This window comes from Cohnella sp. GCM10027633 (assembly GCF_042675445.1).
Taxonomy (GTDB): Bacteria; Bacillota; Bacilli; order Paenibacillales; family Paenibacillaceae; genus Cohnella.
This window is the reverse complement of record NZ_JBHTGV010000002.1, coordinates 707482-721349: the sequence shown is the minus strand read 5'-3', so window position 1 is coordinate 721349 and position 13868 is coordinate 707482. Positions and strand designations below refer to the sequence as shown.

12 protein-coding genes are annotated in these 13868 nt (G+C 52.7%); all 12 read right to left on the bottom strand.

The window, feature by feature from the left end:
• Positions 1-10: 10 nt before the first annotated feature.
• From lhgO to ACFQZG_RS07415, 12 genes are read right to left on the bottom strand one after another with little or no spacing between them, the layout of a single operon-like run.
• A complete protein-coding gene (lhgO, locus tag ACFQZG_RS07470; RefSeq protein WP_378150982.1) occupies positions 11-1249 on the bottom strand; it encodes an L-2-hydroxyglutarate oxidase in 1239 nt (412 codons plus the stop codon).
• Entirely contained in the window at positions 1246-2136 is an 891-nt protein-coding gene (gene rfbA, locus ACFQZG_RS07465) for a glucose-1-phosphate thymidylyltransferase RfbA (protein WP_378150980.1), read from the bottom strand. Before rfbA ends, lhgO begins: the two co-directional genes overlap by 4 nt.
• 25 nt (positions 2137-2161) lie before the next feature.
• Positions 2162-3334: a dTDP-4-amino-4,6-dideoxygalactose transaminase gene (rffA, locus tag ACFQZG_RS07460; protein ID WP_378150978.1), complete on the bottom strand. Its 1173-nt coding sequence runs from the start codon at positions 3332-3334 to the stop codon at positions 2162-2164.
• A 33-nt stretch (positions 3335-3367) separates the two neighbouring features.
• Positions 3368-4552 carry a glycosyltransferase family 4 protein gene (locus ACFQZG_RS07455; protein WP_378150976.1) on the bottom strand — a complete coding sequence of 395 codons (1185 nt, stop codon included), beginning with the start codon at positions 4550-4552 and terminating at the stop codon, positions 3368-3370.
• Complete coding sequence (locus tag ACFQZG_RS07450) at positions 4515-5462, bottom strand: NAD-dependent epimerase/dehydratase family protein (protein WP_378150974.1); 948 nt, start codon at positions 5460-5462, stop codon at positions 4515-4517. Before ACFQZG_RS07450 ends, ACFQZG_RS07455 begins: the two co-directional genes overlap by 38 nt.
• Positions 5463-5494: 32 nt before the next feature.
• Complete coding sequence (locus ACFQZG_RS07445) at positions 5495-6877, bottom strand: sugar phosphate nucleotidyltransferase (protein WP_378150972.1); 1383 nt, start codon at positions 6875-6877, stop codon at positions 5495-5497.
• 40 nt (positions 6878-6917) lie between these two features.
• Positions 6918-8642 carry a hypothetical protein gene (locus ACFQZG_RS07440; protein ID WP_378150970.1) on the bottom strand — a complete coding sequence of 575 codons (1725 nt, stop codon included), beginning with the start codon at positions 8640-8642 and terminating at the stop codon, positions 6918-6920.
• Complete coding sequence (locus ACFQZG_RS07435) at positions 8602-9222, bottom strand: putative colanic acid biosynthesis acetyltransferase (RefSeq protein WP_378150968.1); 621 nt, start codon at positions 9220-9222, stop codon at positions 8602-8604. Before ACFQZG_RS07435 ends, ACFQZG_RS07440 begins: the two co-directional genes overlap by 41 nt.
• Before the next feature lie 4 nt (positions 9223-9226).
• The gene (locus ACFQZG_RS07430; protein ID WP_378150966.1) at positions 9227-10093 is read right to left on the bottom strand and encodes a glycosyltransferase family 2 protein; all 867 of its coding nucleotides are present in this window, start codon (positions 10091-10093) and stop codon (positions 9227-9229) included.
• Entirely contained in the window at positions 10071-11369 is a 1299-nt protein-coding gene (locus tag ACFQZG_RS07425; protein WP_378150964.1) for a WcaI family glycosyltransferase, read from the bottom strand. The genes ACFQZG_RS07430 and ACFQZG_RS07425 overlap by 23 nt, the downstream gene beginning before the upstream one ends.
• Positions 11362-12585 (bottom strand): glycosyltransferase, encoded by a 1224-nt coding sequence (locus tag ACFQZG_RS07420; protein WP_378150962.1) that lies wholly within the window; start codon positions 12583-12585, stop codon positions 11362-11364. Before ACFQZG_RS07420 ends, ACFQZG_RS07425 begins: the two co-directional genes overlap by 8 nt.
• Positions 12485-13855 (bottom strand): hypothetical protein, encoded by a 1371-nt coding sequence (locus tag ACFQZG_RS07415; RefSeq protein ID WP_378150960.1) that lies wholly within the window; start codon positions 13853-13855, stop codon positions 12485-12487. Before ACFQZG_RS07415 ends, ACFQZG_RS07420 begins: the two co-directional genes overlap by 101 nt.
• Positions 13856-13868: the final 13 nt, after the last annotated feature.

The window sequence follows — 13868 nt, the reverse complement described above, 5'->3', positions numbered from 1 at the left end:
CTTTCGAATGTTAATTTACTTTCATCCATTTCCTCTCGAGGCTCGATTGCTGCTTCGCGACGATTTGATCGACAATGAAGCTTGCGAAAGGCAACGAGCAGGTAAAAGCCGGCGATACCGCATTCAGAACGTGCATCGACCGTTGATCGCCTTCGATGACGAAATCCTGAACGAGCTCAAGCGTCTTCTTGTCCAGCAATTGCGCGCGTATTCCCGGTCTCATGTATTCGCCGAAACCTTCCTCGTCCAGCTTGCCGACGAGCTTCATGGACAGACGAATGAAGTTCGATTTCCTGTATTTTTTCATTTCCTCGATGGCAAGCGATCTGAAGTTAAAGGAATTTTTCGCGAATAGCTTCGCTTCGTAATAAAAAATTTGCAAAAACTCGAGCAGCTTGAATCTCTGGAGCCCTGCGTAGTTTTCCCTCCATAGCGCCGGGATCGCCGTAGGTCCGATCTTAATGCCGTCGTCCACCGTTTTCGTGAAATGTACGCCGAGGAACGGGTTTTTCAAGTTCGGAACCGGATAAACGTTCGTGGAGACGTCCGATTTGTTCTTCTTGTACTTCAAGTAAATGCCTTTGAACGGAATAATGGTGAATCTCTTGCCGAAACCGAACGCGTGAGCGATTTGATCCGCGTATAACCCCGAACAATTAACGACGTAATTGCATTCGATGATTCCTTTGTTCGTATGTACTGCGCCATCCGCGCGTTTCGTGTAATGCGTGTCGAACATAAATCGTATCCCTCTGCGCTCGTTCTCTTCTTTCAGCTTCCTGCATACCTCTCCGGGATCGACGGACGAAGTATTCGGAGAATATAAGGCCTTCTTGAAAGTTCTTACGTTCGGATCGATCTCCCGCAGCTGATCGGCGTCCAACCAACGAAGCTCGACTCCGTTCGCGTCCCCTCTGCGTTTCAATTCCTCCAACCCCGCCAATTCCCGCTCGTCCGTCGCGACGATAATCTTGCCGCATTTGTTGATTCGCAGCCCGTTCTCTTCGCAATAGCGGGTCATGGCTAGATTGCCGTCGCGAGTGAACTTCGCTTTCAGACTGTCCGCGCTATAATAGAAGCCGGCATGAAGCACTCCGCTGTTTCTGCCGCTGGCGTGCATGGCCTCTTGCCGTTCCTTCTCGATGATGACGATCTTCGCCCTCGCGTATCTGTTCCTGAGCTCCCTGGCGATCGTTAACCCGATAATGCCCGCTCCGATAATGAGATAATCCGCTTTGGGGAGTATCATGCAAGAACCGTTTTCTTCACGTTCATGTCGGCGATGCGGAACAGATAATTGCCATAATCGTTATTCGCCATGCCTTCCGCAAGATTGATTAATTGCCTCCTGGTAATGTACCCCCGGTCATACGCGATCTCCTCCAGGCAGGCAACCTTAAGACTTTGTCTCTTCTCTATCGTCTCTATGAATTGCGATGCTTCCAGCAACGAGCTATGCGTTCCGGAATCGAGCCAAGTAAACCCTCTTCCGAGCTTCTCCACATGCAGCTTGCCGCGAGCCAGATACTCTTTGTTCACGTCCGTGATTTCCAACTCGCCTCTTACGGAAGGACGGATTCCTTTGGCGATTTCCACAACGCTATTATCGTAGAAGTAGAGCCCCGTAATGGCGTAATTGGATTTAGGCAGCTTCGGTTTCTCTTGGATGGATACCGCGTTATCGCGTTCGTCGAACTCGACGACTCCGAATCGTTCAGGATCCTTCACGTAATAGCCGAATACGGTTGCCCCCTGCTCTCTTCTGGCGGCCGTCTGCAAAATCTTGATCAGTCCGTGACCGAAGAAGAGGTTGTCGCCCAGAATAAATGCAACCCGATCGTTGCCGATAAACGGCTCCGCGATCTTGAATGCTTGCGCGATCCCTTCCGGCGACGGTTGAACGGCGTAACTGAGGGATAGCCCGATGTCGGCCCCGTCGCCGAGCAGTTGTCTGAACCGCGGACTGTCCTCGGGGGTTGAAATAATCATGATTTCCCGAACTCCCGCTAACATCAATACGGAAAGCGGGTAATAAATCATCGGTTTATCGTATATCGGAAGCAGCTGCTTCGACATCACCTTCGTCAACGGATAGAGGCGAGTGCCGCTTCCCCCTGCCATAATGATCCCCTTCATGCCTGTTCCTCCTCATTTTTTTATCCTATACGGCGCTGCTCGCCCTGCTTTCAAAGGCTTCGGGGCTGTATTTCTCATAGAAAGAGCAAACGGCATCGACGACTTGATCGATTTCTTCGTCAGTCAATTCATAATAGAGAGGCAAGCGTAGCAGCCTTTCGCTATTGGCCGTCGTGTGAAGATCCGTGCCCGAGAACCTTCCGTACTTCTTCCCCGCATCGGTTTCATGAAGAGGAACGAAATGAAACGAGGCGGCGACGCCCTTGCGGCTTAGCTCCTCGATCAGAGCCGTTCGTTCGTCCAAACTGCCCGTTCTCAGGAAAAACAAATGCGAATTATGCTCGCATTCCGCCGGTACGATAGGCAGCTGAATATACCCTTGGTTCTCCATGGGTTTCAATCGCTCGTAATATCGGTTCCAACTAGCCAGCCTATTCTCGTTAATGGCGTCCGCGTTCTCTAGCTGCGCGTACAGAAAGGCTGCGTTCAGCTCGCTCGGAAGATACGATGAGCCGACGTCCACCCACGTATATTTGTCGACTTGACCGCGGAAGTACCTAGAACGGTTCGTTCCTTTTTCCCTCAGGATTTCCGCGCGGGCGAAGTAACGTTCGTCGTTAAGGAGGATCGCTCCCCCTTCTCCGCAGCTATAATTTTTCGTCTCGTGGAAGCTGTAACAGCCGATATGGCCGATCGTTCCCAACGCTTTCCCTTTGTAAGTGCTCATAACGCCTTGCGCCGCGTCTTCGATGACCAGCAATCCGTATTTCGCCGCAAGCTCCATAATAACGTCCATCTCGCATGCGACGCCCGCGTAATGAACGGGTACGATCGCCTTCGTCCGAGGAGTGATGGCTCTCTCGATCAGCCGTTCGTCGATGTTCATCGTATCCGGCCGAACGTCGACGAAGACGATCGTCGCGCCCCGAAGGACGAAAGCGTTAGCCGTCGATACGAAAGTATACGAGGGCATGATGACTTCGTCCCCCGGCTTTACATCCGCAAGCAGCGCGGCTATCTCGAGCGCGTGAGTGCACGAGGTTGTTAACAGCGCCTTCCTCGCGCGGAATCGCTGTTCGAACCATAAGGCGCAACGCTTGGAGAACGGCCCGTCTCCGGACAACTTCCGGTTGGACATCGCCTGCTGGACGTAAGTCCATTCGCCGCCCGTTATCGCTGCTCTATTAAACGGTATCATCGTAAATATTCCCCCAAAGGCTCTCTCGAGCCGTTACGAATGTAAGGCCTCTTCCACGATTGTTCTATATTGATGGCCGAAGGTTCGCTTTCTCTCCGCCAAATCGGTACGCAGACGTTCCGGATCTTCAGCGAACGGTGTGCCTGCATGCTCTTCCTCAAGCCACAACGACCATAAAATTTCGGCAAGCTCCGCGGGATTCATCGGGTCGAAGAAATGAGAGTGGCGAGGATTCTGCTCTCGATGAACGAGAATATCCGACAGAACCGCGCGTTTGCCGATGGCTTTGGCTTCCTCTACGGTCGTGCTCCAGCCCTCGAACAGGGAAGGATTGATGACCGCGACGGAATTTCTCATTACGGCCGTCATTTCTTCGTACGAGATAACGCCCAGAATCTTGAATCGATCTTCAAGCCCGTAACGTCGGAGCAAGGACGTGATTTGGCCGAAATGTCCGGGATGCCGATAGTCGGAAGTGCTGCCGGTCGATACGACGCTGATTTCCCTGCCGGATGCGCGCAATATCCTTAAAGCCTGAATGACCGTTTCATGATTCTTGTGCTTCCAGTATTGATTCGGAAGGTGATAGTAACGTTCGGGCAAATCGTATTTCACCCTGGGAGGGGCCGTGTCCGCGTTCGCCGTCGAGCTCTTGATCGGCTCTGCGACGAAATGCAGCACCTTCGATTTGTATCCTTCGTCCGGAGCGAATACCTCCAAGTCTTTGGCGGCGGCGTGGCTGCTAACGATGATGGAAGAGCAGTAACGGCACATGTCCCGATAAATTCGATTGCGGCTGTCGATTTCCGCCCGATCGAAAAACTGCGGCAAATAGACGTGCTGAAAATCCGGTATCCATCCTACGGAGGGAACCCTCAACCGTAAACCGATGCTAATATGGGAGATCAAGTCGATTCTCTTTCTCTTGAGCAAGCCGTCCAGAAGCAAATCCCTCTTCCACAGCTTCCGCATCGTTCGGCTGACGAACCAGGTCGGAGACCGGCCGTCCAACAATTTCGTGCGAATGACCTCTATCCCCTTGAATTCATTCGTCAGATCGGTTACATCGTGACTGTATCCCGTTATGATCACCGGCGTGATCGCGTCTTTCACGTTGACCGTATCGCGGACGGCCTGGAGCAAATTTCGGATATAATTATAGCCGCCGATCCATTCGTTCTTATTGCGATGCGTGATGATAAATCCGACCCGTGCCATTTACATCCCTCTCAATCCACTCGATGTAATCCTCTATGCAGTCTACGACATCCATTTTCGGAGCCCATCCCCATCCCGTCGCGCGCGAGATATCCGCGACGTAATGATTCGGGTCCCCTTTGCGCGCGCCGTTAGAGAATTGCGGCCGAGCGACGCAACCCATTTGGGCGAACAAGAAGAGAAGCACGTCCCTCACCTTGACGCCCTTGCCCGAGCCGGCGTTCACGACGGGACAAGCTTCGGATGCCTTGCCGGCTGCAACGTACAACAATGCGGCCGCATCCGTCGCATGGATCCAATCCCGCACTTCGTCCCCTGTTCCGTAGAATAAGTAATCGCGGTTCTTCACTTTGACGCATGCATCCCATAGCAATTGTTTCTTCAGCCCCCGGCCGATCACGGAGAACATTCTGACGATCGCGATCCGAAGTCCGAAATAATTGGCATAAGACTTGCACAATTGCTCGGCCAATAATTTGTGCACGCCATAGGGGGACACCGGTTGCAGCGGCGTCTCCTCCGGCATGCACGTTCCCGACGCGTTGCCGTACACGGCCGCGCTGGAAGGAAACACGATTCGGGTTCCGGGAGAATGCAGTCTGCAGTATTCCAGAACATGCGTTGTCGTACGGACCGATTTCTCGAAATCGAGCAACGGCTCCCGAAGAGAATCGTTCACGGAGCCGCTGCCCGCGCAATGCACGATGACATCCGGTTGACCCGCGTAGGCGATCAGATTGTCCAGCGTGACGTCGCAAGGGATCACGGTCAACCGAGCGCTTGCAGGCTTAGGATAGGATTGGCCGACGTGTCCGAGCAGCACGACCTTCCATCCTCGTTCCGCGTATTCCGCCGCTACGTAAGACCCGATAAACCCCATTCCGCCCGTAACGAGCACGACTTTATCCATTCCGATCTCTCCAGTCCCGATCCATTATCGCTCTATTTAGTCAAGCTGCCCGCGTACTCGTTCCATTCCGTGAACAACCGAATGATATCCTCTTCCGTCAGCTCCTGCCCGTACTGGACTTCCAGCAGTTCCAGATCCGTGGTCGCCCTGATGCCGTGCCGCGCGAACGCCGGGATCGTAATCACGTCGCCCGCTCTCAATCGGATCGGTTTATCATCGAGCAACAGCTCGCCCTCGCCCGACAGCACCGTCCATACCTCGCTTCTCTTGCGGTGGAAGTGATAGCTGGAGTTTTTGCCACTATGCAGGAAGATTCTCTTGATCAGCATCTGACGGTCGCTCTCGAACTTGCCGTAATCCAATACTTTGTACCAGCCCCATCTGCGTTCCTCGTACATCGGACGTTGATCGAACTGACCTAACATCTCCTTCAGGCGAGGACTGGAAGCCTTGTCCGATACGAGAATCCCGTCGGGGCTTGCCGCGATTACGAGATCCCGCAGGCCGACTCCGACGATCGGGATGTCCAGCTCGTTGATGATATGGCTATTCTCCGTGTCCTCGCTCAGCAGTCCCTTGCCGATCACGCTCGCTCCGACCTCCTCGGAGAGAGTATTCCATGTGCCCAGATCCTTCCATCCGCCATCATACGAAGTAACGACTACATTCGCCGCCTTCTCGACGACCTCATAATCGAAGCTGATTTTTCGGATGCGCGTATATTGCTTGACCGCTTCCTCGTAATGGATCGGCAGTCCCATCTGAATAAGGAGTTGGATCAAATAATCCAGCTTGAACGCGAAAACCCCGCAATTCCACAATGCGCCTCGATCGATCAATCGCTGCGCCTCGTCTTCGCGGGGCTTCTCTGCGAATCTTCCGACTTTCCGGTAAGACTCCGTATTTGCTTGAGCGGACTCTTCCCTTTCTACGGGAACGATATATCCGTACTTCTCCGACGGGTACGTCGGCTTGACGCCGATTAGCGCCAAGTCCGCCCCCGATTGCCGCACGTGATCCTCAAGAGACTTAATCGTCCGGAAGAACCGGTCGTCAACGAAAGGGTCTACCGGCATTACTGCCACGACTTCCTCCAATCCGACGCCTACGACGGAGTACAGATAAGTTGCCGTCAGCGCGATCGCCGCGAACGTATCCCTTCTGCAGGGCTCGACGATAACGGGAACGTCCATCCCCAGCTGGGAATAAATGATATCGAGCTGGCTTTCCCCAGTCGCGACGTATGCCGACTCTTCCAATCCTACCGCCCGGATTTGCCTCCATATTCGCTGCACCATCGATTCGAGATTGCCTTCGGAGTTTTCCAACAGCTTCAGGAATTGCTTGGAACGAGAGTCGTTCGACAGCGGCCATAACCGCTTGCCGGAGCCTCCGGATAACAGTACGATTTTCATTCGCGATCCTTCTTTCTCATTGGAGTTCCCGCAGTTGCCCTCATCTGAATCGATCCAAATGATGCGTATAATCTATGATTTGCGTCGCGTTATATAGAAGCAGAGCCGTGACCGCGACGGTCAGGACGATACTTCCCGCGATCGGAAATTTCTTGAATAGTCTTGCGAACAGCAATGCGATAAGAATGAGATAGCACCAAGAGAAATAGGACGTATACAATAGCAGCCCTTCCTCCGCGGTTCCCCAGCCGACGATGCCGAACAAGATAATCGAGACAATCATCCAATAGGCCGATACGGCGACCAGCCTCGTTCTTCTTACGACAACGATTGCCGTTACGGCAAGTATTGCGATGACCAAGCTGATCATCCGATAAGTCGGCTCATATTCGCCCACTTGAACGCCGCCATTGACGAAGGACACATTCGGGGCAACGAATAAGGAGGACAAATTATCGAAATATTGAGCGAGCTTATCGGCCGTCGACAACCCTTCTCCCATCGCATACCCTTGCAAATATTCTGGCAGCAGCTTAAACGCTTTGGGAAACTCGTAAAGCTGTCCGAACAAAGCGATTGCGAAGCACGCTCCGAGCACGAGCTTGACTGCCGCGATCCAGTAAGCTTTGAAGCTTCTTTTATTGCGATAGAGCGCGAGAGGCAACATTGCGAACGAAGAAGTCAGCGTTGTCCCCGCCACGACGAACGCATAGTCGGGGTTAGCTCGATTAACGTACGCGTATACGAACAAGAGCAACGTCGCGAGGGAGAACGCGTATTGCTCGATCGTCATCGTGAATAGCAGCGTCGGATACGAAGCCAAGTACAGCACGCCGAACATTGCCGCGTGAATCTTGTTCATCTCTCTAGCCAACAATCGATAGATGAGCAGCGCGCCCAGTCCGAAGAGAGCAGCCTGGCCGATCGTCATGAAATAACCGAATATCAGCGGTCTGTCTAACGGTAAATGTAAGCCCGTTAGAATGTTGTCCGCGATGAAGGTGACCGGAGCGACGATCATGGAGAACGGAGTCGCGTACACTCCGAACAGCAAGGAACGAAAGTCGTTCTGATACGCATTGGAGGATGTAAATACGTTCTCTCCGTGGATCAGCATAAGGGAAGTATCCGAATTGAAGATGACGTCCCACACCGGCTCGCCGTCGTTAACGGAGTAGATGAAGGCGCTTGTCTTCATTAACGTCAGGAAACTCGCGATTGCCATGACCGTCGGGTACCCGTATAGTAGAAACTTTTCATACAGCGATAAACTTCGCAGGAAGATCAGAACCTGTTCTAGGCAACGTCGTAATAGAAAATACCAAAGAATGAAGAAGCAGAGCGCCATGACCAACGTAACGATCGTTGACAATGCCGCTTTGAGTACGGGACTCTCTTCCCCGGAGATCAGCAAGTTCATGCTTGGCGTGTAGGAATACCAGAAAGCGCACAGCGACAAAAGCGTTGCCCCGTATACCGTTCTCTTGTATCGGTATTCCGTAAACCCGTTCAACTCGTCGATCAACCGGTAGCGAGCGGTCATATGAAAGACGAATGCGAAGACGAGCAATGCTCCGATGATGCAGAAAGCATTTCGCACGGCCGAATCGGAATGGTAGGAAGAGATCGCGGAGAAGGCTGCGAATAATCCGGAGAATACCGCTCTTGATCTCAGAACGTAGCCCGTCGATATGGCCGCGGTCGTCTTCGATGCCGCTTGGGCTCTACTCCCCGCTAATGCGTTCAAACCGGATTTTGTCGACAAACTGAACTTCCCCTCTCGCCCTTTCTTGCGCTTCCATCCTTTGCCCGATAAGCTTCGCCGGCGTTCCCGCATGGACTTCGTTAGCGGCAACGTTTTTCAACACGGTGCTTCTCGCGGCAACGACGGCCATTTCACCGATCGTTACCCCCGGGTGAACGAACACGTCGCTCGCCACCCATGCTCCGTCTTCGATACGAATCGGCGACGTAATCAACCCGAACCGGGGATCCCGGATATTATGGCTGCCGGTACATAGATATGTTTTCTGGGATACGACGCAATGCGCTCCGACGATAATGGTGTCCAAGCTGTAGAATTCCACGTTATCCCCGATCCAAGAATAGTCTCCGATCTTCACCTTCCAGGGATACGTGAATTTAGCCGAAGGCCTGATCAGTACCTTGCGTCCGATATTCGCGCCGAACAACCGGAGCACGAAACGGCGCCAACCGTACATCGGGTGTAAAGAGAATCGGAAGAGAGTGCCTTGGACGAACCACCATAACAACACGAACAAACCGTTCCGGCCTCTTGAGAAGCCGTTCTGGTCGTATTCGTCTAATCGGATGCGGTTGGCCATATCGTCAGACGTCCGTCGTCGGCGCGGCGGATAACTGACCGCGAAGCTCGATCATCTTCACTTCGACTTGCCAGTAATACATGGACCTGGCTATCGCGAAATGAAATCCCGCTTTGCCGTCCATAAACCCTAGCTTCAAGAAGTAAGAATGAATAAAGGCGAATAACCATTTCAGCGGCAGGGCGTTAAACGCTTTCTTCTGCCATCTTCGGAACAGCGGTTGAGACTCCCGGGGCTGAGCGCCTTTCATTCGGATAATCGCTTCCCAGTCCGAATATCTGTTATGACGATAGAAGTAATCGTAGATCGAATCGTGATCGTAATGGATCATCTTGTTCTTCAGGATGCTCGTGCTTCCTTGAATTTGCGGCTGGTAATGACCTTCGACCTCTCCCATGTTCTGCGCCGACAGATCGTCGTACTCGATGAACTCTCCTGCCCGGCGGTTAAACAACACAAGCTTGAACACTTGATGGCCATGCTTAAGCGTCTTATTCATGAACACGTAATCATAACCGACGAAGTACCCTGCGATGTCTTCGTTACCGCTAATCTTCTCTCTGATCTCTTGAGCGAGTTTCGGCGTGACGACCTCATCGGAGTCTACGTACAGTACCCAATCGTTCGAGAACGGCACGTTCTCAAGGCACCATTGCTTTTTCTTCGGGTACTTGCCGTTCCATGTGAAATTAACGACTTTAGCGCCTAGGCTTTCCGCAATCGGTATCGTCCGGTCGGTACTATTGGAGTCGACGACGAATATCTCGTCGAATTCAAGCACCGAGCTTACGCACTTGCGGATATTTTTCTCTTCGTTCCTGCTCATGATAATGACCGATACCGGTATTTTATCTCTCATGCATCCGGACACTGCCCTTCCACTCCTTCTTATCTTCAGTCGTTAGGATCTCTAAATCGTGAAACCATCTTTCCATGATGGATTGCTTGCTCAGATGGCTGACCGCATAAGATCGCGCGTTGTTCCCGTAGGAAGAGCAAGCGGCAGGATCCCTCGAAAGCGCCAGCAACGCCTTGGCCAATAACTCCGCGTTCTCGGGGGACACGACGACGCCGGTGCCGGACGCGTTGACGACCCTGCTGATCATCGTGTCTTCTTCGCATGTGGCGACGACCGGCCTGCCGCTCGCGAACATTCCCGTCAGCTTCGAAGGCATGACGAGATCGGATGCCCCCTTCTTCTGAATCAGCGCATGCGCGTCGGCGGTATTCATGAGCTCATTGAACCTTTCGGTCGGCTGAAGGGGCAGAAAGAATACGTTTTTCCCGTATACGCCTCTCTTTTGCGATTGATCTACTAGGTTTTTACGGTCGGTTCCATCACCGCAGACGATGAATTTAAGCTTTGCATCGTCCGTTAACATCGCGGCTGCCTCTACTAAGACGGCCAATCCTTGCTTCTCTCCCATATTCCCCGAGTACAGCACGACGAAGTCGTCCTTCTCGATGCCGAGCTCTTCTCTGTATCCGCCGACGTACGATCCTATTGGAAAGACGGCCGAAGTATCCACCCAATTGGGCAGCATCTTGATCTTGTTCTTAGGTATTCCTTTGCCGTGAATGCGATCCAGCATCGTCCCAGATATCGTAGAGACGACGTCGTATCCCTTCATCAAGCCTTTCTCGAATGCAAGGACGATACGCCTTAGCAGCTTATTGCGAGGAAGAATGCCTAATTCGAACGCCGCATCCACCTCTAGATCTTGTACGTGAAGCCAGCTTCGAACGGAAAATAGCTTGCTTGCCATTAAAGCGGCCGGGGATACGGCGAGCGGAGGCTCGATCACGATCATCAACCCGGGCTTTCGAAACATTTGAGCGAACAAGATCGGGAGACTCGTCGCGGCGAAGGATGCCAGATGGAACAGTCTTTTTAACCCCGTCACCTGTTTAGGCACCCATATCGGGCACCTCCACACCTTGACGCCGTTAAGCTTCTCCTTCGAGTACCACTTCCCCCCGTATCCGTGTCCTAGCTTCCACTCCGGGTAATACGGATACCCCGTCACGACTTTCACTTCGAAGCCTTGCTCCGCCAGCCATTCCGCCATCTCGGCGTTGTACTTGCCGATGCCCGAAAGCTCTGGAGCATAGTTGATGCTGTACAATAGAACGCGATTGTTAGACACGGGCATCCCCTCTGAGATCGATCGAATGGGTTACGCTGTTATTGCCTTTCCGAACGAGCTTCATGTACTCCCTTTCCATCGAAGCTGCCACTTGCTCCCAGCGGTATCGGTTCCGAACCAACGCCTTGCCGTTATTCGCGAGTTCGTTGCGAAGGCGCGGGTTACCCAACGTCTCGTTAATGCACTCCGCTACGGAATCGACGTCGCATGTCGTAATCATGCCCGCCGCATGACGTTCTACCTCGCGCCACAAGTTCACCTTGTCGGAGATGATGACGGGAAGTCCGCAAGCCATCGCTTCGACGACCGCGATTCCGAAGTTCTCGGAATACGAAGGAAGAACGAACACGTCCGAATCGGCAAGGACGGCCAACTTATCGTCGCCTTGAAGCATTCCGGTGAATATCACCTTATCGCTCAATCCCGCTTCCGCGACCCATTCGATGACTTTGTCCCCATAGCCTTCGTTGTCCGGCCCCGCAATGACAAGAACGGCCCCCGGATGCTTGAGCACGACTTGCTTGAACGCCTGAACCAGCAGGTCCAAGCCCTTCTTGTAGTTCACCCTGCCGAAGAACAACACGATGGGGGCGTCCGCCAATCCCGGATATCGTTCTCGGAACCGTCCCTTCGGAGGCAAATTCTCGTATGTTTCCAAGTGCAGCCCGATCGGTACGACGAAGCCCTTCTCCGACGAGGTCTCTTCTATCCGGCAAGCGCACTCGCGTTCCTCGTCCGTTACGTAGTGCACGCCCGCCGCGCGGGAGAAATTCCTCTTCTCGAATAATCGCTCAATAATGCTTTTGCGAGCTCGGTGACGATTGAAGATGAACGGATCAAGCGAACCATGAGGAGAGATCACGTAAGGGATATCGAATTTCCTGCAATAATAGCCGGTAATCCAATTCTGGAACATATACAACGCATGAACGTGCACGAGATCGTATTTGCTCGCTTCTTTGCGCAAGGCGCGCCGGAGCTCAGACGAATACCCCCAGAATCTTGGTCGGCGAATGGAGAAATAGAAGATCGTCATGTTACCGGATTTAACCGGGACGCCCAAGGGAACGTCGAGCTCGCCGTCTCCGTCTTGGTTGGTCGTAAAGATCGCGACTTCATGCCCGCGTTTGCCGAGCGCCTCGGCCATTTCCGTAACCGCCTTCGCCGGCCCGCCGTATCTCGGCGCCATGTTTGCGATAATATGAAGAATTTTCACGCGTATCCTCCTCTTTGCGGACGAATGGCATTCCGATCAAATAACACGAAACGCTGAATAGGACCAGGAATGAATATTGCTCGAATATGTTCGTGGCCATGCACATCAATAAACCTATCGAGGCGATAACGAGGGCATCGCCCTTCTCCGCTTTCGAGGTTCTCAACGTGTTCGAAGCCCACAGGGCGGTCCATAGAACCGCGAAGGTCATCATTACGACCCCGTACTGCATGATGATGGAGTTCAACGTCCCATCCACGATTTCCGTACCTAAGTCCATTCCGTACTGAGACTCCAGCATGACGCTCATGTTCGTACCGTAGCCGATTCCTTTGCCGAACAGAATCTGGAACAGAGAGCTGTTCGCGAAATGGTTCGCGATAATGCTTACTCTGCCCGCATCCCATTGCGACTCGATGACGCTTCCGCGGTTCGCTGCCAGGCTGACGAGTTGCAATAAGTAATACATGCCCGCGGCGGAGAGGAACAACATTCCCGTCAGAAGCATTCGGTTTCTTCTTCGATCGCCTCGGCTAAGCAAGCTTCTTGCCCAAGACGCCAATAACACAAGCAAACATCCGAAGATTGCCGTACGGGTTCCCGAAAGAGACGCGATCATGAAGCAAGCGACCATCCAGCCGCTTACGAATCGCGTCTGGGCTCGAGCCAAGAAGGCTCGGTTCTGAAGCATATATAAGATGCAGGCGCAACCGACAGCGAAGTATCCCGCTATGGAGAAGCTGCCGAATGTTCCGATTAGTCGTAAGGAGAAAGGATTCGTCGCTCCGTACAAATGAATGAAAATGAAATATTGCGCGGAGATGACCGCCCATTCAAGCGCGATGATCGCTTTCAGCGTCCTTAACAGGGCGCTTATAAAATGGCGATCGGATAAAAATTCCTTCAGCTTGAAACAGAGCATAAGCAGGAATAGAGGTCTTGCCCCCGCCAATACCATAGATATTCGGAAGGTGTTATCGTCGGAAGTCAACACGTACGTGCCGTACACGGCGATCAATAACATCGTATATCCGAGCGCGATCGTCGTTCTCAACGATCTGCGCAAGAAATCCCTTAGAATAATGACCAATAACAGCAGTCCTAACAGGAAGTCTTTCGCGTATTGCAAATCGATCGGAAGCAGCGATTCATTCGTGAATTTCGCATAGGAAGCCGACCCGAGAGCGATATCCGTAAGCGCCTCCGGCAGAAACGGAATCGCCGAGAAGACGATGAACAGCAGGATCAATCTTCGAATGAGCTTGTCCATCCTCAATCTCCTT